The sequence below is a fragment of the Acinetobacter sp. ANC_7504 genome (assembly GCF_056779995.1).
Genome location: NZ_JBWYIZ010000010.1, coordinates 1 through 25,003, shown reverse-complemented (window position 1 = coordinate 25,003; position 25,003 = coordinate 1). Strand labels below are relative to the sequence as shown.

The following is a 25,003-nucleotide window of genomic DNA, read 5'->3' as shown; positions in this document are numbered from 1 at the left end:
GATAAACGACGTATTCCCTGTCAGGTCTAGGCTTTCAACATTTTTCGTTTGAAGAGCAGATTATTCTCCCTACTTGAATAGAAATCACTCTCAAATTTAATAAAATGCGTTCAGGACTGCTGAATGAAGAAAACTCACTTCCAGAAGCTGATTTAACTTAACTCATTCAAAGTGTGAATATTGTTAGACGATATAATGCTGAACCATATAGCGCGTTAACAAAAAAAGAATATTGTTTAGGTGATCAATCAGATGAGTGCGTAATTATTATTTATACTCATCTCTAAATCAGATTCAGTCTTACAACTTTTGAGTAATCGCAAAAAAAAGACTCGGCCTTAAAAGTCCGAGTCAGGTTGTAGTCAAATATTGAGCATTTTTATGAAAGATTTACTTTTTGAATACCATTTCTACCTGGGAAATCCTTGGCTAAAGATCGGGCATTAGGCATTTTTAACCATAATCTTAATAATTTTCTTCGCTTTGAGATGTCTTCATCATCTATAAATGATGATCGTGAATGCATTACACAATAGTTATTACAGAACTGCATATCACCCGGTTCAAGCATCATATCTAGTCTGAGATCAGGATCTTGTATGTACTGATCGAAAATATCAAGCGCATCGACTTGAACTCTGGATAAAGGGATTCCTTTTCGCTCATGTCCTAGTTCAATATATGCTCTTAAGTATCGACAACTTAATTTATTGTCATAAAAGCTAAATATAGGCGTGAGTGTTGGTTCTGAGTCACCAAGATGATCACAATAAGTCGGATGATAATAATAACCTAGATATTCAGGATAATTTTCTAAAATTCTATTGTAGACTGTGGCAGCACTGACGAGACTACTCAATCCTCCACTCTTTGCTTTTCTAATTGATAGCAATCCAACTACGTCAGATAAGTCAGTATGGTAAGGGAGATATGCGTTTGTTTCATAAACTCGCGTTGATTTGTTGTTAAGATCACCAACGTTTTCTACTTTACCCAATAAATCGCCTTTAGGATTTTGGGTAACGGGTTGACCCATAACCATGCCTATTAAATAGTAAATAATCGCCAATTGGCGTTCATTAAATTTATCGACATCCAAACCTTTTAGTAGAAAGAAACCATATCCATTCTCAAGCTCATCGGCATATTTTTTAAATTCAGATAAAACATGTGGATTATTAATCGTTAAATGCGTGTTATTCAATTGATCAATTTCTAGATCTTGTTGTTCTATCAATCGCAAATTTTGGCTTAATTCATGAAGCATTTCTTCGCTTAAATAATAAATCCAATCTGTCTGATTTTTTAGGTCTTTGCCCACCCATGCCGACTTATGACTGATTTTTTCTTTTAATATCGTATTCATCGCAATCTATCCCTGAACTAGTGTTTGTTTTCCTGCATTTTTCGAACCATCGCATTAAAAAACTTATCTGCGAAAGCACTTTCTTGAATTAACATTTGAGTTAAGTCTGCACACTTCTGTTTTACGATATGATCTAATTTAACATCGTCACCACGCATTGAATCCGCTTGGCATTGTATTTCTGCGGCTCGTTGAACTGTCCAGAGTAGGAAAAAAGCTTTTTCAATCGTACTCTCTCCCACAGCTACACCATGATTTCTAAGTACCAGAATGTGATGATCACCTAAACTTTTGATCATTCTTTGTTTTTCTTCTTCGAATAAGGTAATGCCTTCAAAGGCATGATAGCCTACCCGACCATATAACTGCGCACCATAAAAGTTGTCATTTTTAAAGCCATCTTCCTTTTGTGCAATGGCACTGATTGGTGTGGTATGTGTATGTATTAAACATCGAATATCATCACGAGCACCATGAACAGCACTATGTAAAGCAAATCCTGCAGGATTGGCATCATATTCAGAATGAATCACTTTATTACCGTTTAAATCAACTTTTAATAAATTTTCGGGTGTGATTTCCGTATAGTTCAAGCCGAAAGGATTTACTAAATAATAGTGTTCAGCTCCAGGTAAGCGCGCTGAGACATGATTAAAAATTGTTTCCGTCCAACCAAAATAATCGATAAGGTGATAACAATTCGCTAATTTAACTCTGAGCGCCCATTCAGCTTCAGACACATTCAATACATTATTTTTCATCTTCATTATTCCTTGTTCTGGCTTGTTCGCTTAAATAGACCGTTAATTCATATATAAGTTTGGATGTCGGCATCGGACATTCATAAGCATCTGCCAATTCAAATACAGCTTCTGCAATGGGTGCTAACTCTAAAGGGTGATGATTTTTGTAGTCATGCCACATTGATGTATATGTTTCCCCCATCTCTGCACCCAATTTTAAAAATGTGTTTGGGTCGATATTGATACGAGCGCCATAGCAAGCCGCAACAGCTCGAACTTCATATAAAATTTGTTGCGTAATTCGAGTTAAATTGTGATCAGAATAAATTTTACTTAGCGGAGCATCAGCCACAACCGATAATGGATTGGAGCTCAAGTTAGCCATAACCTTGGTCCACATTTGATCTCGGATGTTCTCTACGGGTCGTGCTTCGATACTTGTATTTTCAAACAATTCAACAAGCGCATGTAATCGTTCAGTCATTTGATGACTCGGCTCACCAAAGATCAACAAATATGGATTGTCTGATTTGACCTCATTTTCATTGACACTTTGCGCTGTAATAAATACAACAGCGCCAATTAAATGTTCTAATGGAAAATGCTCGTTTAAAACTCCCTGTTGATCTAAACAATTTATCCTTGATTTTTTAGAGTTATTCTCTAAACCGTAAAAATACCAAAAGGGTATTCCATTCATTAACGGCACGATGACTGTCGCGTTATGCATATAACGCTTCAGCTGAGTTGAGATTTCGTATAAAGCGTTAAACTTGGTTGCTATAAATATAAAATCCTGTTTTTCAATGCATTCTTCAGTATCCACAATTCGAGATGGATGTACTTGAAATTCACCCATTACATCTTTTAAATGAATCCCTTTTTGATTTAGCGTTTCGACTTTTTCCCCTCGCGCTAGAACAGTGACTTGGTGTCCTGCTAGCGTTAATCTAGCAGCAACTACACAGCCTATGGCTCCAGCACCATATACCAAAATTTTTTTTGACATCCATTCAAATCCCTGAAAATCGTATGATTTGTTATGTTCTATATAGCTAATACGTCTTGATGCTTACTATTAATTCCTAAGTAACTTTCGATGATTCTTGGATCTTCAACTAAATCAGAGCCCCTTCCTTCCATTGATAGTTCTCCCATTTCAAGGACATAAGCATAATCTGCAAGTTTTAAAGCAGCTCTGGCATTCTGCTCAACTAACAAGATAGACACGCCATGTCCTCTTAATTGGTCAATCACCTTAAAAATTTCTCGAGTGATGAGTGGTGCTAATCCCAAACTCGGCTCATCAAGCATCAACAATTTAGGTTTAGCCATGAGTGCACGACCCACTGCAAGCATTTGTCGTTCACCACCAGAAAGTGTTCCTGCTTGCTGAGATCGTCTTTCTTTCAAACGAGGAAAAATGTCATACACTTCATCTAAAGTGCTGAAAATTTCTTTGTCTCTTTGGCGATAGCGTTGAAAAGCGCCAAGCATAAGATTGTCTTCAATAGACATTGTTCCAAATAACTCCCGTTTTTCAGGCACTAATCCGAGCCCACGAATCACCATTTGCTCAACCTGTGGACATTGCTCCACATGCCCATCGAAATCGACGTTTCCTTTAGAACCCAGCACCCCCATAATTGCAGACAATAAAGTTGTTTTACCCGCACCATTTGGACCAACAACAGAAACAATTTGGCCTTGATTAACACGCATATTAAAATTTGAAAGCGCTTCGACTTTTCCGTAAGCAACACTCAAATTATTTACTTCTAGCAGAGGCGTGCCCTCTTGATTTCCAAGCATTGTGATCATGCAGCACCTCCTAAATAAGCTTCCAATACAGCTTCATTTTTTTGAATTTCTTCTGGTAATCCTTCAGCAATTTTTTGACCGAACTCCATGACCACAATTCGGTCTGCGAGATTCATGACAAAGTCCATATCATGCTCGACCAAGAGAATTGCCATACCTTCAGCACGTAATTTAGATAGAAGTTCAGCTAAGGCTTGTTTCTCTTTAAATCTTAATCCTGCTGCGGGCTCATCAAGTAGTAATAAGCTTGGGTTCGCACATAAAGCACGTGCAATTTCTAAAATACGTTGCTGCCCGAGTGCTAAACTGCCAGCTTCGACATACAAATATTCTCCAAGCCCTACACGTTCTAGTTGATATTTAGCCTCATTGAGAAGTTCATTTTCTTCAACTCGATCAAGAAGTAACATGGATGAGATGACACTTTTTTCTCCGCGCAAATGTGCACCTATGGCTGTATTTTCTAATACAGTCATTTCAGGCAATATTTTTACGTGTTGGAATGTGCGACTTAATCCTAATTTGGCAATTTCTCTGGATGGTATGCCATTTATTTTTTTACCTTTAAATAAAACTTCACCACTTGTTGGAACATCTACACCTGATATTTGATTGAACATGGTACTTTTACCAGCACCATTCGGACCAATTAAAGCGAGAACCTCTCCAGCGTGAATTTTCAGATTCATTTCATTGTTCGCAACCAAGCCACCAAATTTTTTCGTGATGTTCTTCGCATCTAATATCAATTCACCCTTGTTGATTTGATTTTCTACTTTGTCCATTTGAGGAATGGGGTGGATTGAAGGATATAAATCTACAGGCTTATATTTATTTGGGATCAACTTAGTAATAAATGACCAAATCCCTGATGGTGCTTTTTGCATCAATACAACAATGATTAATCCAAATACGATTGTTTCATAATGACCTTGTCCGCCAAAAATAATAGGCAAAGCGTCTTGCAACCATTGGCGTACCATGGTGAATATGCCTGCACCTAATATTGCACCCCAAATACTACCGACACCGCCTAACAACGCCATAAACAAGTAGTCGATACCCATTTGGAGTCCAAAAGGTGTCGGGTTAATAAAAGTTTGCGTGTGTGCATAAAGCCACCCTGAAATTGATGCAAAAATTGCAGCAATCACAAAGATGATCATTTTTGCTCTAAACGTATTTACTCCCATAGACTCAGCCATTACTTGTCCGCCTTTCAAAGCACGGATTGCTCGCCCCTCTCGAGAATTTAAAAGATTTTTTGTCAAAATAATGGCAATGAATACAATGAGCCAAATGAGGTAGAACATTTTGTTGCCATTATCAAAGGCAAATCCTGCGATAGAAATAGAGGGAATATTCGAAATTCCAGAATGCCCACCTAAAGTTTCAATGGTGGAAAAGAAATAATAAAGTGAAATGCCCCAAGCGATCGTACCTAAAGGCAGATAATGCCCTGAAAGTTTAAGTGTTAAGCCACCCACCAAAATCGCAGATGCGACTGTGATAACTATTCCGAGCAGAAGTCCAAACCAAGGATTTCCACCTGTCCATGCGAGGAAACTTGGTAATTGTTCAGTCACAGTTAAGTAAGCAGTTGCGTATGCGCCAATTCCCACTAAGGCTGCTTGACCAAATGTAGTCATGCCTCCAACGCCTGTCACCAATACAAGACCCAACACGACTAATGCATTTAGACCAATATAGTTCAATAAAGTGACTTGATAGGTCGGTAAAAAAAATGGGCTGATGAATACAATAAGCGCAAATATAAAGAAATAAGTTTTTGATTTCATTCTTCATCCTCCTCAACATGACGAGTTGTGAGCGATTTCCAAAGTAAGAAAGGAATAATTAATGTAAAGACGATGATTTCTTTGTAATCACTTGCCCAAAACATCGAGAAAGACTCAATAACACCAACAATCACGGCACCAATTGCTGCGACTGGGAAGCTGATTAGTCCTCCAATGATTGCCCCTACAAATCCCTTCAGACTTAAAATAAATCCTGAGTCGTAGTACAGGGTTGTGATCGGTGCAATTAAAATGCCTGATAAGGTTCCGATAAATGTAGCTAAAACAAAAGTCAGTTTGCCCGCAAAGATTGGAGAAATACCCATGAGCTGTGCACCGATTCGATTGACAGCGGTTGCATGCAAAGCCTTGCCATAGAGTGTTTTTTCAAAGAAATACCAAAGCACTAAAATCATCACAAAGAATGAAGCGATAATGATCAAAGTTTGACTACTTAAAACAAGAGTTCCAATCTCAAAGCTTTTGTCACTAAACGGTTGTGTTTGAGCACCATTTGGACCGAATATCACGAGTCCTAAACCGACTAATGCCACATGAACTGCTATCGACACTATCAATAAGACTAAAGGTTTGGCTGCCACTAAAGGTTGAAAAAAAGTGCGATACATTTGAGGACCAAGCGGTGTAATCACAGCCAAAGTCAATAAAACTTGAATTGGCATTGGAAGCGTCGCTAAAGGTAGTGTGTACATCGCGATAACGATCAAAGAAATATAAATTATTGATGCAATAAAAATTTTGATATTAAATATTTGATTTTTAAAAAATTTAGCGTATAAATCCAGACTTGTATTGACAATAAAAAACGCAACGACCAGCCAAACTATTAAGCTTGGAATACCTGCTTGAATGGATGCCAAAGTCAATGCACCAAACACAGCAAATTCACCCAATGGAATAAGTAATATCCGAGTGACAGTAAAAACTAAAATGATACAAAGCGCTAATAATGCATAAATAGCACCACTGGTAATACCATCCTGCCCCAAAATTAACGCGATATTTAAATCCATAACATCTTCCTACCCTTTTTTGAGGATGAATTTACCTAGAGCGATATATGCATATCGCTCTGAGTTCATTTATGAAAAGCTAAATTTACTTCAGTAGTTTCCACTGACCATTTTTAACAATGATCATTTCACGCCCACGCTTGTCAAATCCACTATGATCAGATGGGCTCATGTTATACACGCCTTGAGTTCCTGCGACTTCTTTTGTAGATTCCAATGCATCACGTAGAGCTTCACGGAATTGCACGGTGCCAGGCTTTGCTTTTTTCAAAGCAGTCGGTACAGCTTTTTCAAGCAAAAGACCTGCGTCATACACATTTGCCCCGAAGGTTGCAGGTGTTTGTTTATATTTTGCTTTATAATCATTGATATATTTAGTAGCAATTTTCTTAGAAGGATGTGTATTAGATACTTCATTTAAAACAAGCATTAAACTGGCAGCTAAAATCGTATTTTCTACTTTCTTGCCACCCATTTTTAAATATTGATCTAAAGCCGCACCATGCGTTTGATAAATTTGCCCTCGATAGCCTCGATCATATAAAGCAGTTTGTGGAGGCACTGCTGAACTGCCTGGTGCTGCAACTAGAATTGCCTGTGGTTTTTTACTTATGAGTTTTAACGCTTGACCAGTTAGAGAGGTGTCTTGACGTTGAAATGATTCTTGAGCAACGATTTTAATCCCATTTTTCTTTGCTAAATTCGCTAAGACTTTTCCCCAGTTTTCTCCGTACGGATCAGCAGTACCGATAAATCCTAGAGTTGTAATTTTTCGCTTCACCATATCTTGCACAAGCGCTTCTGCGATGATTTCATCATTCTGAGTGGTCTTAAACACCCATTTTTTTTGATCCGTCATTGGCATGACTATCGTAGAAGTTCCAACCGGTGCAAGAAGAGGTACTTTCGCTTTAGCAATCGTCCCAATCACAGCAGAAGCATTTGGTGAACCAGAAGGACCAATGATTGCATCAACTTTGTTTTCTTTAATTAGTTTCTCGACAGCTTTGACAGATGCTGTAGGATCACTCGCATCATCAAGAGAAATATATCGAACGTTCTCATTACCAATTTTTTTAGGTAATAAAGCAACTGTATTTTTTTGTGGTATACCTACCATTGCTACAGGTCCGGATGATGATGTCACAACTCCAATCGTGATATCAGCTTGAGCATAAGTGGCAATTGCGATTAAGCTTGTTGATAATAATAATTTTTTAAACATCATATAATCTCCAGTTTGTCCATTAACTGTTTATGTAATTAGAATTTATAGCTATATGTAGTAATGATTCGATTTTCAACAAAATCATTACCATTGGTTGTTCCTGCACCATATTTAGTAGTCGTGTCGATATACCTCCATTCTATACCCAACCCTTTAAAAGACCCTTCTGGAACGGTGTAGCCGACAATGAAATTAGCTTCAGTTTCTTTATTATCTGGTAGGCCATTACGCTCTATGTTCGTACCATATAAATAACGCAAAGTCGTTCTTAAACCCGGCAAACCAACATTTTTAAAGTCATAAGAATAAAGTGCATGATAAGTAAGTTCTTCAGGTTTGATGAAACCTAAAGTTGACCAAGTATGTAGGAAAGGTTGAGGAGCGAATCCATCAAATGTTGGAAAATTGGTATCCCCGGAATTTTTTTGAACACCTGCAGCAAAACTATGTGAGCCATTTTGAATGTTGGCCTGAACGCCAAATGTTTTGCTATCTATGTTTCCATAGTATTTGTCACCAGCTTCACTGTTATGGAAATAACGTGCATCTAATTTAATTTTAGAATCGCCAACTTGGGTGTTATAGGCTGCATTTAAATAATGTTGGTTATAAATATCTTCGAGCTGACCAAACCAATAAGAACCTGAAATTTTAGGGTTAAAGTTATAGTCTAAACCAACATAACTTAAACCATTACTTTCAATTCTAGGAATATCAGGTTGTCCACCAGTAAAAAGAGTTAATTTTTCAAACTCATCATCATTACGCGCATTAATATGCGTGATTCGTCCAGCAGACAGTTTTAAATCTTGAATGGCTTTGGTTTCAAATGCCGCACCAGCATATGTTGTCACCAATTGACGTGAATCATCAATAAATGCAACAGGTGTTCTTGGCGAAAGCTCACCAATTAACAGTTCTGAGTCTTTATATTTTAATTTCAATGTTGCGCCGAATTTATTGTAACTTCGCTCTTGCTCTTTCTTTATAGGGTCAAATGCTAAGATCGTATCGGACCTTTCAGCATTATGTTCTGATAATCGTAGCGCGTAACTTGAAGTCACATCGAAACCGACTTGAATTGGTGTATCGGTATATCCTGAACTGAATTTAAGACCTAACGCTTGTGACCAGCTACCAATATCAGGTTTTGAATCAAAATTTCGATCAATAAAAAAATTTCTTAAGTTTATTGTCGTTTGACTATCTTTTACCAAGTCCGCATAAACTGCTGTATTACAGCAAATTGCTAGTATTGCAAATGTAGGTAACTTTTTCACTCAACTTCCCCTTAGTTTTTTACTGATTTTCTCACTCAACCCTGTTTAATTTTTTCTATTCAGCTATATGAAATTTCATATATTCAACCCAATTCTTTTCCAATTCCATAGAAAATTCAATTTTCTTTTAAGTATATTTATATACCTTAATTAATAATTAAATCCCTTTTAAATCTTCATAGATTGAAAAAAAGGCCAAATGATCTAACATTTAGCCCAATTAGATTTAATGAATACCCGCAATATCTTTTAGAATGGTGATAAAGGTATTTTTTTCTTGGTCACTGTATTTTGCAAATACTTCATTTTGATGCTCATCAGCTATATCAAATAAATAATGTGCGGTTTTTTTACCTTTATCCGTTAATTGGTAGAATTCTTCTGTTTCGACTAGTAGCTCATCTTTCTTAAGGATTTCCGCTGCTCTTTCTATTTCTCGCATAGGCATTGCTATATCACGTGGCAAATCATCTTTGCATGAACTTGCACCACTGCCTAGCACTAAAAGCATTCGAGCTTCACTCGTTCTAAAACCTGTGACTAATTGCTTTGGGATGTAATCATTTTGATAAAACTTGAATGCTCGACTCATGAGATAGGCAACATTATTATATAAGTTACCTTGATATAGTTGACCCAAATCATCGGTTTGGACCGGATTTGAATCTTTAATTCTTAACATTGGGTGTGGTGTTACTGCTGAGTACGCACCCTGGTGATATACTAATGGACTACGACCTTCATCTTGAAAATTAACGACCTTTCCAATAATAATCCAGTGATCCCCGCCTTCTACAATTTGAAATAATTCACATTCAAAAACAGCAGAGCAATTTTCCAGAACTGGAGCATTACCTACACCCAAACGGTAGTTTGCTCCTTCGAATTTATCAATATTGCGTTTAGCAAATTTATTCGATACCTCGATTTGAGATCCAGATAAAATATTGACTGCAAAATGACTAGAGTTTTTAAAAACTTCAAAACTGGTCGATTTTTTATCAATACTCCACAAGATTAAAGGTGGGTCTAATGAAACTGAGTTAAAACTATTGGCAGTTACACCCACTTTTTCACCTTGCGCATTTTGCGCTGTAATAATAGTAACCCCAGTTGCAAAATTACCGAGTGCTCTGCGGAATTTCATCGGATCAATAGCTTGTTCTTCCGATTTTTGATAACTATTCATTCCCTTCTCCTGAATCCCAAAATGACCTTCCATGATGGCAATTCAACTATTAAATATCTAAAACTAATCTCGGTGTTTTTGATCGAGAACAACACACTAAAATCTGCTCATTACTTTCTTTTTCTTCGTCAGTAAAGTAGACGTCTCGATGATCGGGTTCGCCTTCAAGCACATCACACATACACGTTCCACAAACGCCCTGTTCGCACGATAACTCGACTTTAATCCCTTCTCGCGCTAAAGCTTGCAGAATAGTTTCCTCTGGAGCTACTTGAATCGTTTTACCACTTTGTTGTGCAACAACTTCAAAACTAGCGCCACCTAAATCAATATCTACCTGAAAATATTCTTTATGTAATTGATCGGAACTAAAACCCTTAGACTCAGCAAGATTAATAATCCAATCCATAAATCCATTAGGACCACAGGTATATAAATGTGAATCTTTGGCAATATCTTTCATTGCGTGATCAAAAAATTCACGATGATTTGCACCATCATCTTTAAAATGGAAAGTTGTATAACTCGCTAAGGGACCTTGCTTGATTTCATCTACAAATGCAGCGGTTTGTTTGGAAGCTGCACAATAATGCAATTCAAATGACTTATCGTTATTTAATAAATCATAAGCCATGGTAATTAACGGTGTAATCCCAATACCACCACCAACTAAAATGCTGTGAGATGCATCTAACAATGGGAACAAATTTTTAGGATGGCTGACTTGTAGTTGCATCCCTTCAAAGATGTCATTAAACGCCGACAGTGACCCCCCTCTTGATGCTTCGTCTTTTAAGATTCCTAGTCGAAAAACACCTTTTAAACTGGGATCTTGACATAGAGAATACTGACGGATTAACCCATTAGGCAGGAATAGATCGATATGTGATCCAGCTTCGATTTCAGGTAATGGAGACTCAGTTGCTGAAATTAAATCTAAGACAACAACATTTTCCGCTTCTACTGATCTTTTATTTACTATTACGGAGTATTTTTCGTTCATAGTTTTCCCCCTTTATGACTAAGCAAATGCTTAGCGCATAAATAGTCCTCCGTTAATATCCCATGTTGCTCCTGTCACAAAAGCTGCTTGTGGGGATGCTAACAAAGCACAAGTTTCAGCGATAAAACTCATACTGCCTAAAGCCTTGACAGGAATGTTATTGATAAACGCTTCCATTTTTTCATCTGAAACAACGCTGTGTACTATTGGAGACTCCATTGGTCCTGGTGCTACGGCATTTACCGTCACACCTTTAGCGGCAAATTCTTTTGCAAAAATTTTAGTCAAAGTTACGATTGCCCCTTTTGAAGCTGCATAATGCGCTCCCGTTGCAGTACCACCATTCTGACCAGCCAATGAAGCCATGTTGATAATTCGACCAAAGCCTTTAGATGCCATATACTGACCAATAATTTGGCATGACTGAAAGGTTCCTCGTTGGTTGACTTGTGTCACCCAATCAAAATCACTCGCAGTGATTTCAAGGACAGGAGTTGCTTTAGTTACTGTGGCGTTATTGATTAAAACATCCAACTTGTTGAAATGAGTTTCAATCCAACTCACTGCTTCTCTAAAGTCCTGCTCTACTGATATATCCAGTTTTAAGGGATACATTTGCGATGGATACTGACTCGCAGCTTTAGCACTTTCCGCTTTTTCTAAGGTACTTGCAGTTAAAATAACTTGATGCCCTTGTTCAGCAAAATATTCAGCAATCACATTACCTAAACCAGAGGCAGCACCAGTAACCAAAACAACTTGTGACATGGTCACCTCCTATAGAATGTAACTGATACCAGCTAAGGTATCTGTCGAATTGACTAGATTGATAATTTTACGGTCTATTTTGAGTTCGCCATTCTCTTGACGTATTAGCTCATAAATCACATCAGCAGTGTAATGACGTAAATTTTCTTTGCGGAACTCTCTTAAATTTTGTGCACAGCGTAAAATTATCTTGTGATCAGTTTCTTCAATAATTCGCACACGTGACAGGCTACGAACAGTATTGGCCTTGGGAGCTGTCGAGATTGCTTCACCATTTTCTAAACGCTCTACACGTAATTGACGCATGTGGTGATTGTCATATGCATAGTTCAAATGGTTTTCGTAATCTGTCAATGATGGATCAATTGGAATGATGTATTTGCCATTTTCATTCCATAAATTTAACCATGCTTGATACTCTGAATGATCTAACATGTCAGCTTCAGCCCAAATGAATGCTGTTACTTCGTTCAAAAGATTTAAATTAATTTTCATGCTCTTCCCCTTAAGCCGTCATCAACTTTTTCCATTGTTGGTAAGCGCCACGCATGCCTGTTTCAGCACTCACGTCACTCTTCAGACCATCTTCAGTTTTGACTTCTCCTGGTAAACCACGGTTCAACATGATCCAAAGATCATTGCCCGCATTTGCACCATGCTGTACACGCTCCCAAGCTTCAGCATCATCTGGCGTACCAAAACCGAAAGGACCTTGGAAATGTTCATGTAGACGTAGGCGATATTGGTTGGCAATTTGTGGTCCACCATCCATCGTAATCACTGAGTGGTGAATTTCAGTTTTATCTACCGCTAATGGTTGCATTACACGGAAGAACGCCATAGAACATGCAATGTTAGGGAAAATATTTAAGTTAAAGCCCGAACCACCGACAGCACGGCAAATTCGACGAACTTCAAGTTCCTCATGACCTTCTTCACGTAGCGCTTGGGCAAGTTCTTCAAAACGCTCTTGGATTGGTCGCTCCATCAACTCTTCATCAAGATCTACCAATTCTGGAATCATCACCATCACACTGTGACCATTTCCTAGATCTTCAACATAGCCTGGTTGGTTTTCAAAGTTGAAAAGCTCTTCTGTTTTTTCGTCTACAGAACTTAAGAATGATTTATGAACCAATGGGAAATGATACGCGTCAGTTGTATTTTCCAACTGAATTTTCCAGTTACCTGGGAATGTAAAACGATGTTCACCTAATACTTTGACTGGATAACCTGCGCCTTGCTTCATGAATAGATCAATCCACTTTTTCGCAGCACCTAAAAAGTCTTCTAATGGCTCAATATCGTCTTTGAAGGTCGCAAAGATCATGCCGTTATATTCTTCTACACGTAGGCTGATCAGTGGAAATTCAGATTTATCTAAACATTCACCATAACTTTCAGGTGAAGGAACGCCACGCAATGTACCATCCAAAGCGTAACTCCAACCATGATATGGACATACAAAGCTATTTGTTTTGCCTTTTTTATGCTCACAAACTGTAGCAGCACGATGGCGACAGCGGTTGAGTAAAACGTGGACTTTTTTCTTACGATCTCGTACAGCCACTACAGGTTGTTTACCAATATTAATCGTTTTATAACTACCAGCATCTGGAATTTCACTTGCATGAGCAACCCAAACCCAAGTGCTGTAGAAAATTTTTTCCATTTCATCTTCAAAGATTTGTGCATCTTTATATAAAGAGGTATGCACTCGGTCACTTTGAACTAATTCATTGTAATCAATTTCAATATTTTGAACTGGTATTGCACTATTCATCATGTATTCCCTTATAACTGTTTATGCAACTCAACCGACTAAATTTGATTGCGGTACTGGTAACTCATCATCACTGGTCCAATGCGTTACTGGTCGACTGAAAATATTTTCTGTTTGGAAGTGTTTGATTTTCCAAATGCCATTATTTTGTTGCTTAAAACGGATTGACAGTTTGGCTGCATTCAAGTGGCTTGCACCCGTTTTGAAAGTTGATGTTTGCAACATCAACCAGTGACCAACAGCCACATCACCATCAATATAAATTTGTTCAGAATTCACAAAATGTGCATTCATAACAAAATGCGAGTCCTTCAGCGTGTATGTTTTAAACATGTCATATACTGCCTGCCAAGACTCAAGCCGACCAAATGACTGGGCGTATTTTTTCCCTACCCCCTCCCAAATACACTCAGGATCAAATAAATCCATCAGCGCTTCTAAATTTGTGTTTTGATTAAGTTCATCACAAATTTCCATATAGCGATTTAGGCAATTACGAATTTGATTCTGCGCTTCCAACTGTTGAAGACGTTGAAGAATGCTTTTGAGTTCATTAGAGTCGACCATATCGATATCCTTATCGTTGAATAATTAATTCACGACCAACTCTTGCTTCAACTTTGCAATACTTCCAAAGTTTATATGGACCTTCTCCGACCACAGTCGTACGGAATAAGTTACATGCAGCATGAACTGTCTCAATATCAGGTACATCAGCCAATAAATAGGTTGTCCAAGGCCACCCCGTACTTGCACCTACCATGCTTTGATCATCATCTAAGTTGCCGTATACATGCACGCCAGGTAAATCATGGATACCATTCCACATTTCACCAAATGCTGCCCATACTGCTTTTGCTTCTGCTGGCTCTGCATCAAAGAAGTTTTGGTTAATCCCCATACAGAACAATACGCGTAATGATTTTTTAGCTTCCATTTCGATTTCCTTCTTTTCGGTCATTTATAAATATCCAGGTGTCGGATTAAGCCCAAAGCTCATCGCACCAGCATTTTGTAAAGTTGCATCACCCATAAATGCATGCTGTGTCACGACATTCGTGTCATTCACAAAGCGACTAAATGGATGGTTGGTATAAATGGCAGTCATCCCAGCTAACATTTGCATTTTGCGGGTGACCTTTGCACAGACTCTTGCCGCATGTGTACAAGATAGACGCATATCACTAATTAAATGTGGCTCAGGTTTTCGCCCGTTGAGTACTTCTTCCCATACAATATCCATGGTGTTGTAGAACCATGTTCTTGCAGCTAGGAACTCAGCTTCAGCTTTCGCAAATTCGTACTGAGTGATAGGTCGATTAGCAATTTCTGCACCTCCAGTAATCGACGACTTACCTGGAGCTAATTTTCTAAATTCTTCCAATGACGCCGAGGCTACGCCAATTCCGACTACGGTGAGGACTTGAGTCGCCAAAGAGAGGGATGGATATTTGAAAAATGGTTCGCTGAGTTTAGATGGCTCACCCCGAACAAAAGTCCAATGCTCAGGTACAAGTACATTATCGACAATGAGATCGTGACTACCTGTGCCTTTTAAACCTACTGTATCCCACGTCATTTCAATTTGTGCTTTATGCGCTGGTAAAACAGCCATACGTGGTAAGCCATGAGATTCATTATCTTTGATCGGGGCAATGCCTACACCAACGATATCTGCACCTTTACAACCACTTGAGAATTTCCAACGGCCTTTTACAACTAAACCCTCATCGGTCACTTGAGCAGCTTGCGGTGGAAAAATTCCACCAGCAAAAACGATATCTGGACCATTTTTATAAAGTTCGGAAAGTGTCTCTTCAGGTAAACTCCCAAGATAAGCTGGGCTCATACCAAAACTTGCAACCCAACCTACTGATCCATCTGCTTTAGAGAGCCTTTCAATAAGTTCACAAAACGTACGCGGTGAAACCTCATCACCACCGAAACGTTTAGGAACTAAAGCACGATATACCCCAATTGATTTCAGTTTTTGAATAATGTCTTGACTCACGTATGCTTGTTCGTCAAATTCACCTGAACACGCTCGCTGTCTAATCTCTTGACATAATTCTTCAAGATCAATCAAGCTCTCTGTTTGATCTTTGGCTAAATTGCTCATTTGCCACCTCCTTGTGAATGCTTCGTAATATCGACAATGTGTTGTGCAATAGCACACAATTTTTCATCTTCACCATGCTTAGCAATTAATTGCATACCGACAGGTAAGCCATTTGATGTTTCATATGGAATCGTAAGCGCTGGATGGCCCGATAGATTGAATGGTCGCACGAGCTTAGTTAAATTGAGGAAAGCAACAGTATTTTCAGCTTCGTCTAATTTAGGTGGAAATTGAGGTAGTGTCGGCAGTATCAAAACATCAACATTGTTGAGTAAATCATTGATCTGCTCTGTGAATTGAGTTCTTATTAATTCAGCATTTTCTACATCTTTTTGAGTGGTTTCAGATGCTTTTAATAAACGCTGCTGAACATCATTGGCTAGAAGTCCAGTTTGAGTAAGATCATGATATGCACCCCAAGTTTCGTAATTAATGATCGACATACCTGCTTGATATGCTTCATCAATATTGTCTATGAATAGATTTTTTTGAGGTAAATCAATTTTTGTTAACTCAGCATCTAAGACACGCCAAATTTCAGATTCCGCTTCGACACGTAATATTCCTAATTGAATCTGCTGTAGATCGATTTGGATTTCTTTAAATGTAGGATCAATGATCTGCATAGCAAGAATCAGATTTTTGATATCTGATGCGAATGGTCCGACGCAGTCTAAAGTGGTATCTTTTGGCCAAACACCATCACGACTTACACGACCAAATGAAGGTTTTAATCCATACACTCCACAGCAAGCGGCTGGCATACGAATTGAGCCACCTGTATCCGTACCAATACTGAAGTCCGCTATATCTGCCGCAATAGCTGCAGCCGAACCACTGGAAGAGCCTCCAGGAATAAGTTGCGGATATTTAACATTTAAAGGTGTTCCGAAGTTTTTGTTTATTCCAGTTATACCGAATGCGAGTTCATGAAGATGAGTTTTTCCAATAATTTTGCAATCACTGCTGAGTATATTTTTTATAATTTCAGCATGTGAAATTGCAGGGCATGCTCCACTGCGCGCCTGAGTTCCAAGTGTCGTCACTTCATTTTGTATATCAATTGAGTCTTTAACCACGACTCTAATTTTTCCATCTCCTAAAGAGAGACTTCTAGATATAATATTCAATTCACTTTTCCATGTATTTTTATACTCAACATCAATATCTGAAAAATTAATGTATTTGTCAAGTTATTTTGAAATAAAATAATCTTTGTCTTTTTTCTTGTATAATCAATTATATTTTTTTAAGTTTAATTGCTGCTCATGTTAAAAAATTTTGAAAATTATTTGCCAAATAACGATCCCAAAAGTTTGGAAAATTTCCCATTTTTTTGGATATCTCAAGTTAATGGTAAGTATTCCCAATTGATTGATAAATCTTTAAAAAAAATAGGTCTCGATAATACAAAAAGAAAAATCATTTTGAGTACAAATGCTCTCGGTGAAGCCAATATCACTGAAATAGCAAATTTAGCAACAATCAAATTAACAACTGCAACTAAGGCAATCTATAGATTAGTCGAAGAAGGTATCGTTGAAGTTTTCTCATCCCCTCATGATGAAAGGATTTCTATGGTGAAGCTCACTGAAAAAGGATATGGTCTGGTGGATGAAATTAATCAGATCAATCGTGTTACTTTAGCTGGTATATTAAATTCTTTTGATGAACAAGAACTTGAGTCACTAAATTTACAATTAAAGAAAATATTCAATTTAATGCCAAATAGGTAAAAAGACTAAAATCTTTTTACCTACTAACGCTTATTTCATAATTTCATATTGTGGAATAAGCTGATTAAATCGCAAATTTTCAGCGAATTTTGATATGACATTTAGTTTATATTGATAAATATCCATGCTTTCATATTTGTAAAAACCTGATAGTTCTCTAATACCATTTCTATTTTCCCTCATATTTTTTTTGATAATATCAGGGGCTTTGTAACGCTCACCAAGTTCTTCTCTCAAATACTCAGAAGCATGATACAAAATATCTCCTCCACCCCAATCGATAAACTCTAGCATACCTAACACTGAAAAACGCAAACCAAAACCTGTACGAATCGCTTTATCAATATCCTCAGCACTTGCTACGTTTTCTTCAACCATTCTCGCTGCTTCATTCATTGCTAATGCTTGAATTCTTGGAACAATGTATCCAGCAACTGCATTACAAATCACGGGGACTTTACCAATTGCCTCAAGTAATGTTTTTAGTTTTTCTACTGCTATATCAGCAGTATGCTCCGATCGGCTTAGCTCAACTAAAGGCATTAAATACCCAGGATTAAGCCAATGCGCATTAACAATACGTTCTGGATGAGAAATTAATTTTGCTATATCAGTGACCAAAAAGGTCGAAGTCGTTGATGCTACAATACAGTTTTTAGAAATTAAGGGTTCTAACCACCGAAAACAATGTTGTTTATGAGTCATTATTTCAGGCACACCTTCAATAATTAATTCACAATTTTTCCAATCAATAGTTTGATTATCTTTGAAATAGAAATGAATTCTTTCTTTTAATACTTTACATTGATCATTCACTAACATCCCGATATGTTCTAAGAGATGCAACTCTTGGTCGAGGCTGTCATTCCATTTTTGCAGAAATTCATTTTTTTCTGCTGGGTTTCGATCTTTTACGTCTACAAGTGCAATCTCAATTCCTGCATATGCGAATGCGATCGCAATCGCATTACCCATTCTACCTGCACCTACAATAATAATATTTTTAATCATGCAGATTGCTCTCCGGAGTTCAACAGGTGTTTTAATTGTTGCTGTGTTAAATCAAATAACCCTAAATTTTCAAGAGTGCGACCCTCACTATACAAATCCCTACCAGTAATTGATGATGCGATATTCAGAAGCCCTTCAGCAATCGGCGTTTTGACTCCAACATACTTACCAACCGATACAATAAATGACAGGCCTAATCGTGTGTCTTCGAGCATATACCGATGTGAATGTAAATCTATTTTCTCGCGCCAATCGCCACTGTCAGTCAACTTACCATGTGCCCCCCTACCATACATCCACTCATCTCCTTCACCCTCTTTATTGTAATGATCTGCGAGTGGGAAATGCTGTTTCGAGTATCCCAATGCTTCACGAATATTCATTCGCTCTTGATCTAATAAGCTCGTTACTCTCCTCACTGAAGGTTGAGTACCTTCATTATGAATATCCCATACATCAAAATGTTCTAAAGGTGCAGCATTGAGCATAATTAATGGAGGATGAATAATGGGTCCTGCATTCATTAAAGCTCCACTCAAAGCATCCTCTATAGGCTCGATGCTGTCATAAGCTTGCTTTAATACTCTAATAGCATGATCTTTTAATTTTACTGGATAGACCCCAGTAGGCAATCGCGTCGCATATACACTAATCACGATAGAATTCGGACTATGTTTTCTTACTAAATATGGCAAAGTACCCGTTTCAGCAAAAGCCACGTCAGACTTATTCCCAACTTTAAGCATTGCTTGAGCAAATAGGTATGTTCCAAAAGTACCTGGGGGTAAAAATACGACTTGACCAGATGTTAAGTAGGGTGCTATTTCAATCGATAAATCTTCATGGCTTGTTGCGGGTAAAGGAATAATAATCAATTCAGCGTTTTCAATAGCTTTGGATAAATCAGTTTCAAGTTGGATTTTTTGATGTTCATCCCCAACAGATACTGTTCTAGTGCCACGAAAGTCTTTTACAGTAAGCTCACCATATTTCGCTAATTCTTTTAGTGAATCTCGATCTCTTCGCCATAATTTAACTTCGTGATTTTTTTCCGCCATCTCCACTGCTGATGCATAACATCCATGTCCACCGCCAAGAACCGTGATTTTCATTTTCTTCCCTTACATATTTATTGTGTATTGTGATAGTAGGAAAGATTCTTCTTTTTGCTCGCGTCAAAAAGCGGTACTGCTATTCGAATTACGAATTTATTTCTATTAATTTGTTTTGTTTCACGGTTTCTGAAGGCGTGCATCCATAACGTTTTTTATAAAGCCGAGTAAAGTGTCCAAAGCTTCTTACACCATGAGCATTGAAGATATCAATTATAGGCTGATCAACCTGAGTGTGTTTAAGTTCTTGATGAACTCGGTCCAATTTGATTGATGTCATGAAACTGAGAGGCGTTTGGTTCAAATAGGTATTAAATCCCTTTTGAAGCGTTCTTACCGAGACTTTTACAAGCCTCGCAACTTCCTCAATCGAGATTGCTTCCATATAATGTTGCTCAATCAAATGAGCTGCATTTTTGATATAACTTGGGATGAGTTGATATTTTTTATCTGCGATTCGTTCACTGAAATTATGTGGAATTTTGATCAGTAATAACTCAGTCAAATATGAACTAAAGCTATCAGAAATTTGCCACCAGTTTTCAATAGTTGAATATGCAAAGCATAAGTAGTTCAGTGTTTCTAAAATTGAAATTCTTTCTTCAGATGTATAGGAAATGCCACTATCGAAAATAAGATTTTTTTGAGGGATATACCCCAACAAGCGATATAAAACAGTGTTGATCAACTCATGATCAATTTTTAATATGATATTTCTACATTTGGCTTGCAGTTCAATTCTATTATCAAAATGAGGATGAGAAACTGTAAGTAATCCAGGACGTTGTTGATAAGTTGAATGATCATATTTGACTTTACATTCCCCTTCCAAATTAAATCTAAACAGATAACTTTGACACTCAGCACCAAAACTAATTTGAACTGGAGCATTGTAACTTAATTCAAATAGTGCAACTTGACCAAATGAAAACCCACTTAATTTTACTTCTAAAGATTCATCATTCAATACTTCAAATTGATGAGGGCACAAGTATTGTCCTATCACATCTTTAATCTGAAAATAATCTTTTGAAGACAATAAGTTGAATTTCTTTAAAAGTTTCAGATTCGATAAATACATGATAGGTGTACCCTCATTATTTTATTCAGACATGATTTATTTAGACTCAACTTGCAAACTATTTTCGAAGGCTTTACAACCCACTTTCAATAATACAAAGCACAATACGCATGATATTGCACCAACGATAGATATCGATGAACCGACCATTAAAGGATTTTCAAAAATACGATCCGTAATTAAAGCCACTAATGTGGTACCAATACCTAAAGCAATCAAATTACTGATGAGTAAAAAGATAGATGAGATTTGGGCACGTAATTGATTTGGCGAAAGCATTTGCATTGCTGTTGTTGAGATCGGCATTGGGAAAGAAGCGAAAAACATTGCAACAACCAACAATGTAACTGATAGCCATAATTCATTAACTTGTGAAAACAAAATCATTGGAATAATCAGACCTACGATTCCAATCACACCCACAAACATAGGCGAATCTTTTCTGCCTTTTTGAATAAAATAATCATTCATCCAACCAGCCGCAAATACACCTAAAGTATTTGAAATCAGTAACACGGCACCCAACATATAGCCCACTTCAGTAGCTGTCATATTGTAATGTCGTATGTAAAATGCAGGTGTCCAGCTAATTAAGCAAAACAATGCCATGGCATAAAAAGTAAATCCTAAATAATGACATGTAAATGTTTTTTTATGCTTTTTCAGGAATTTAAAAGTATCACTAAGCTTCACTTTTACTACGTTCCCCTGCGCATCGACCATTTGCCCTTTACGTTTAGGATCTTTAACAGTTAAAAGTACCAATATGCCAATAATGACTCCTGGTAAACCCACTAAAATAAACGCCACTTGCCATGCCTTTAACATCCCGAGCAAAGGTACAGCGATAAGTGACATGTCCTTGAGTAATCCAATGACAAAACCGCCTACTAAAAACGCGATTCCCCCACCAACAAAAGATCCAATCGAATAAATAGCGACAGCTCGACCCAATTTATCTTTTGCGAACATATCGCTAAACATTGAATATGCTGCTGGTGATAAAGCAGCTTCACCAATCCCCACACCCATTCTGCTTAAGAACAACTGGATAAAGTTCTTACTTAAACCACATAAAGCCGTTGCAATACTCCAAAACACAATCCCAGCAGCAATCAATTTCGGTCTTGAGAATCGATCTGCGATATATGCCAGCGGCAGACCCATGAATGCGTAAAATAAAGAAAAAGCTAGTCCATGGAGTAGACTGAATTGCGTGTCTGTTAAATTCAAATCTGCTTTTATCGGTTCAATCATCAAAGCCAAAATTTGACGATCGATAAAAGAAAATATATATGCAATCATGCAAAGTATTACAACATACCAAGCATAAATATTCTTTTTTTTTGCATCATTACTCTTTAACTCGGAAATTTTTTCCATCGAAATCATCCTAAATATTTTATAGATCAGCGCTATCCCTATGACAAATCCATGCCAATTTATGCTGATTTATAAAATTAATATCATTTTTAACATTATTATTCTATTTATTTTTCCATTAAATATTACATATAAATAGATATTTTATATTAATCTAATCATAAAAATTAGTTCATGCTCTTCAATTCGTCTAGATAATCTAATATTTGTTTGATGTATTCATTATTATCGATACTTCTATAGGCAACTGTAATTGGACTTTCAGCCTCATTATCTAGAATTGGTATAAATTTCAAATTTTTCATACCTATAGAGCATGCACTCTTTGGAATAATACACCCCCCCTCACCAGATGACACCATCCCCAATGCCATATGGATTTCTCTCGTCTCGATCAGATTTTGGGGAATTAAGTCAAGTTCAGAGAATATTCCTTGAACAAAAGTTGAGAAGTTTGGTTTAGGAGTATTTGGATATATATAAATATGTTCGTTGACCAATTGTGATAAATGTACTTCCTTAACATTTTGGGTCACTAATGTATGATCTTTGTGCACTGCTAAAAAAAGTTGCTCTCTTTCGATCACTATTCTTTTTATTGAAGGATCACTAATTCCTAATCGACCAAACCCAATATCAATTTTTCCCAATTTCAAAGCTTCTACCTGGTCCCTAGTTCCGCATTCCACTAATTCAACTTTTATATTTGCAATATGCTTTCTTAAATAATCAATGATCTCAGGTAATTTCCAATAAAAAAGCGAACCAACATATCCAATTCGTACCGTTGTATCTGTCACTTTATATCGATTTACCATCGATTTAGCATGTGCTGTTAAGGTCAGTATCTGTACAGCATATTGGTAAAAAAATTCTCCAACTTCAGTTGTTTTAATCGGTCTCATGCCTCTTTCAAATAATACGACACCTAACTCTGACTCTAAGTTTTTGATTTGTCGTGTAAGTGGTGGTTGTGCGATACATAATTTTTCAGCAGCTTTTGTAATACTTTTTTCTTCGACCACAGTAGCAAAATACTTTAATGTTCTTAATTCCATTGAAATTTCCTCAATCCATACTTTTTTAGTATTTTAATATACTACTTAACCTCTATTTTCAATACTTTATTTCAAATAAGGTATTTAGCATATATTAATGGAATATATTGCTGCATGTACAAAAATATTGAAACCTTGCTCGTTGAAATCCCGACGATCCGCCCACACAAGATGGCGGTCGCAACGATGCAAACTCAAACCTTAGTCCTCATTAAAATCGAAACTTCGGATGGTTTCATTGGTTGGGGCGAAGCAACCACCATCGGTGGCTTAGGCTATGGTGAAGAAAGCCCTGAAAGTATCAAAACCAATATCGATACTTATTTTGCTCCACTACTCAAAACTTTTACTGATCTCAACGTTGCTCAAATTATGCAAGTGTTGAAGAAGAATATTAATGGCAACCGTTTTGCAAAATGTGCCATTCAAACTGCTTTACTCGATATTCAAGCTCAACGTTTAGGCTTGCCTCTGTCTGAAGTGTTAGGTGGCCGTCTGCGTGACAGCGTCCCTGTACTTTGGGTGTTGGCTTCTGGTGATACGGATAAAGATATCGCTGAAGCGAAAAAGATGATCGAAGCTAAGCGTCATAACTTCTTTAAATTAAAAATTGGTTCTCGTGCTGTAGAAGCAGATGTTGAGCATGTTCTCACCATCAAAAAAGCGTTAGGTGCTGATATTTCTATCCGTGTCGATGTGAACCGTGCTTGGTCTGAGTTAGAAGCGATCAAAGGTATTCAGCTTCTGCAAGATGGCGGTGTGGATCTAATTGAACAGCCATGTGCGATTGACAATATTGATGCCATGGAGCGTTTAACTCGTCGTTTTGATATTGCCATTATGGCGGATGAGTCATTGATGGGTCCAAGTACAGCTTATCGTTTAGCGAAGCGTAATGCTGCTTCTGTGTTTGCTGTAAAAGTTGCTCAGTCTGGTGGCCTACTCGAAGGTCGTGATGTAGCAACCATTGCAAACCTCGCTGGTGTAGATCTGTATGGTGGCACGATGCTTGAAGGTTCTGTTGGCACCATCGCTTCTGCACATTTGTTCTCGACCTTTGAGAATTTGGCATATGGCACTGAATTATTTGGTCCATTGCTGTTAACTGACGAAATTTTAAAGACCCCGCTTCAATATCGTGATTTCGAATTACATCTGCCTCAAGGCAATGGTTTAGGTATTGAGTTGGATTTAGACAAGATTGACAACCTTCGCCGCAAATAAGCGACGTGATACATCAGGAGTGAGACATGCTGTTTCATGTACGAATGGATGTGAACATCCCACTGGATATGCCAGTTGAAAAAGCGAATGAGATTAAAGCTGTTGAAAAGGCGTATTCGCAAGAGTTACAGCAACAAGGCAAGTGGCGTCATATCTGGCGAATCACAGGTCAGTATTCAAACATCAGTATTTTTGATGTGGAAAGCAATGAAGAGCTTCATTCAATTTTACAAGGTCTTCCGCTTTACCCATATATGAATATCGA

At 37.5% G+C, this 25,003-nt stretch carries 25 protein-coding genes; 3 read left to right on the top strand and 22 right to left on the bottom strand.

Annotated features, from left to right (window positions below; all coding sequences use genetic code 11):
* Window positions 1-379 precede the first annotated feature (379 nt).
* The 17 genes from AC1M9F_RS10930 to AC1M9F_RS10850 form a co-directional block, all read right to left on the bottom strand.
* Window positions 380-1,366 (bottom strand): TauD/TfdA family dioxygenase, encoded by a 987-nt coding sequence (locus AC1M9F_RS10930; protein WP_481597785.1) that lies wholly within the window; start codon window positions 1,364-1,366, stop codon window positions 380-382.
* A 17-nt stretch (window positions 1,367-1,383) separates the two neighbouring features.
* Entirely contained in the window at window positions 1,384-2,127 is a 744-nt protein-coding gene (locus AC1M9F_RS10925; RefSeq protein ID WP_481597784.1) for a class II aldolase/adducin family protein, read from the bottom strand.
* Window positions 2,117-3,118 (bottom strand): ketopantoate reductase family protein, encoded by a 1,002-nt coding sequence (locus AC1M9F_RS10920; RefSeq protein ID WP_481597783.1) that lies wholly within the window; start codon window positions 3,116-3,118, stop codon window positions 2,117-2,119. Before AC1M9F_RS10920 ends, AC1M9F_RS10925 begins: the two co-directional genes overlap by 11 nt.
* 38 nt (window positions 3,119-3,156) lie before the next feature.
* Entirely contained in the window at window positions 3,157-3,930 is a 774-nt protein-coding gene (locus AC1M9F_RS10915; protein WP_035266352.1) for an ABC transporter ATP-binding protein, read from the bottom strand.
* Complete coding sequence (locus AC1M9F_RS10910; protein WP_092767697.1) at window positions 3,927-5,729, bottom strand: branched-chain amino acid ABC transporter ATP-binding protein/permease; 1,803 nt, start codon at window positions 5,727-5,729, stop codon at window positions 3,927-3,929. Before AC1M9F_RS10910 ends, AC1M9F_RS10915 begins: the two co-directional genes overlap by 4 nt.
* On the bottom strand, window positions 5,726-6,763 hold the full coding sequence (locus AC1M9F_RS10905) for a branched-chain amino acid ABC transporter permease (RefSeq protein ID WP_481597782.1): 1,038 nt from the start codon (window positions 6,761-6,763) through the stop codon (window positions 5,726-5,728). The genes AC1M9F_RS10910 and AC1M9F_RS10905 overlap by 4 nt, the downstream gene beginning before the upstream one ends.
* An 85-nt stretch (window positions 6,764-6,848) precedes the next feature.
* Window positions 6,849-7,991, bottom strand: coding sequence for an ABC transporter substrate-binding protein (locus AC1M9F_RS10900; RefSeq protein ID WP_481597781.1), 1,143 nt, complete (start codon window positions 7,989-7,991; stop codon window positions 6,849-6,851).
* 35 nt (window positions 7,992-8,026) lie between these two features.
* Window positions 8,027-9,271: an OprD family outer membrane porin gene (locus AC1M9F_RS10895; RefSeq protein ID WP_481597780.1), complete on the bottom strand. Its 1,245-nt coding sequence runs from the start codon at window positions 9,269-9,271 to the stop codon at window positions 8,027-8,029.
* 226 nt (window positions 9,272-9,497) lie between these two features.
* Window positions 9,498-10,460, bottom strand: a complete 963-nt coding sequence (locus AC1M9F_RS10890) for a p-hydroxyphenylacetate 3-hydroxylase reductase component (protein WP_180028234.1) — start codon at window positions 10,458-10,460, stop codon at window positions 9,498-9,500.
* Window positions 10,461-10,509: 49 nt separating this feature from the next.
* Window positions 10,510-11,463, bottom strand: a complete 954-nt coding sequence (locus AC1M9F_RS10885) for a PDR/VanB family oxidoreductase (RefSeq protein WP_481596401.1) — start codon at window positions 11,461-11,463, stop codon at window positions 10,510-10,512.
* 30 nt (window positions 11,464-11,493) lie between these two features.
* Window positions 11,494-12,231, bottom strand: coding sequence for an SDR family NAD(P)-dependent oxidoreductase (locus tag AC1M9F_RS10880; RefSeq protein WP_092767689.1), 738 nt, complete (start codon window positions 12,229-12,231; stop codon window positions 11,494-11,496).
* A gap of 9 nt (window positions 12,232-12,240) precedes the next feature.
* Window positions 12,241-12,726, bottom strand: a complete 486-nt coding sequence (locus AC1M9F_RS10875) for an aromatic-ring-hydroxylating dioxygenase subunit beta (RefSeq protein WP_092767687.1) — start codon at window positions 12,724-12,726, stop codon at window positions 12,241-12,243.
* A gap of 10 nt (window positions 12,727-12,736) precedes the next feature.
* Window positions 12,737-14,014 (bottom strand): aromatic ring-hydroxylating oxygenase subunit alpha, encoded by a 1,278-nt coding sequence (locus AC1M9F_RS10870; RefSeq protein ID WP_035266339.1) that lies wholly within the window; start codon window positions 14,012-14,014, stop codon window positions 12,737-12,739.
* Window positions 14,015-14,044: 30 nt separating this feature from the next.
* Window positions 14,045-14,581, bottom strand: coding sequence for a nuclear transport factor 2 family protein (locus AC1M9F_RS10865; RefSeq protein WP_481597779.1), 537 nt, complete (start codon window positions 14,579-14,581; stop codon window positions 14,045-14,047).
* Window positions 14,582-14,591: 10 nt separating this feature from the next.
* Window positions 14,592-14,951, bottom strand: a complete 360-nt coding sequence (locus AC1M9F_RS10860; protein ID WP_035266405.1) for a hypothetical protein — start codon at window positions 14,949-14,951, stop codon at window positions 14,592-14,594.
* A gap of 24 nt (window positions 14,952-14,975) precedes the next feature.
* Entirely contained in the window at window positions 14,976-16,133 is a 1,158-nt protein-coding gene (locus AC1M9F_RS10855; protein ID WP_481597778.1) for an acyl-CoA dehydrogenase family protein, read from the bottom strand.
* On the bottom strand, window positions 16,130-17,263 hold the full coding sequence (locus tag AC1M9F_RS10850) for an amidase (RefSeq protein ID WP_481597777.1): 1,134 nt from the start codon (window positions 17,261-17,263) through the stop codon (window positions 16,130-16,132). The genes AC1M9F_RS10855 and AC1M9F_RS10850 overlap by 4 nt, the downstream gene beginning before the upstream one ends.
* Before the next feature lie 138 nt (window positions 17,264-17,401).
* Here AC1M9F_RS10850 and AC1M9F_RS10845 point away from each other — a divergent pair, with 138 nt between their 5' ends.
* Window positions 17,402-17,869, top strand: coding sequence for a MarR family winged helix-turn-helix transcriptional regulator (locus tag AC1M9F_RS10845; protein ID WP_092767678.1), 468 nt, complete (start codon window positions 17,402-17,404; stop codon window positions 17,867-17,869).
* A gap of 30 nt (window positions 17,870-17,899) precedes the next feature.
* Here the strand turns inward: AC1M9F_RS10845 and AC1M9F_RS10840 are convergent, their stop codons facing one another.
* The 5 genes from AC1M9F_RS10840 to AC1M9F_RS10820 all read right to left on the bottom strand — a co-directional run bounded on the left by AC1M9F_RS10840 (window position 17,900) and on the right by AC1M9F_RS10820 (window position 23,514).
* Window positions 17,900-18,886, bottom strand: coding sequence for a 3-hydroxybutyryl-CoA dehydrogenase (locus tag AC1M9F_RS10840; protein WP_481593705.1), 987 nt, complete (start codon window positions 18,884-18,886; stop codon window positions 17,900-17,902).
* Window positions 18,877-19,992, bottom strand: a complete 1,116-nt coding sequence (locus AC1M9F_RS10835) for an NAD/NADP octopine/nopaline dehydrogenase family protein (protein ID WP_481597776.1) — start codon at window positions 19,990-19,992, stop codon at window positions 18,877-18,879. The genes AC1M9F_RS10840 and AC1M9F_RS10835 overlap by 10 nt, the downstream gene beginning before the upstream one ends.
* Window positions 19,993-20,080: 88 nt before the next feature.
* Entirely contained in the window at window positions 20,081-21,073 is a 993-nt protein-coding gene (locus AC1M9F_RS10830; protein WP_481597775.1) for a helix-turn-helix transcriptional regulator, read from the bottom strand.
* 36 nt (window positions 21,074-21,109) lie between these two features.
* Window positions 21,110-22,456 carry a spinster family MFS transporter gene (locus AC1M9F_RS10825; RefSeq protein WP_481597774.1) on the bottom strand — a complete coding sequence of 449 codons (1,347 nt, stop codon included), beginning with the start codon at window positions 22,454-22,456 and terminating at the stop codon, window positions 21,110-21,112.
* A 167-nt stretch (window positions 22,457-22,623) separates the two neighbouring features.
* Window positions 22,624-23,514 (bottom strand): LysR family transcriptional regulator, encoded by an 891-nt coding sequence (locus tag AC1M9F_RS10820; protein ID WP_035266330.1) that lies wholly within the window; start codon window positions 23,512-23,514, stop codon window positions 22,624-22,626.
* Between the two features lie 114 nt (window positions 23,515-23,628).
* Between AC1M9F_RS10820 and AC1M9F_RS10815 the strand changes: the two genes are divergently transcribed.
* Together AC1M9F_RS10815 and catC are read left to right on the top strand one after the other, a co-directional pair.
* Window positions 23,629-24,738 (top strand): muconate/chloromuconate family cycloisomerase, encoded by a 1,110-nt coding sequence (locus tag AC1M9F_RS10815; RefSeq protein ID WP_092767668.1) that lies wholly within the window; start codon window positions 23,629-23,631, stop codon window positions 24,736-24,738.
* Window positions 24,739-24,764: 26 nt separating this feature from the next.
* On the top strand, window positions 24,765-25,003 hold a 239-nt coding region (catC, locus tag AC1M9F_RS10810; RefSeq protein ID WP_481597773.1), incomplete at its 3' end, for a muconolactone Delta-isomerase.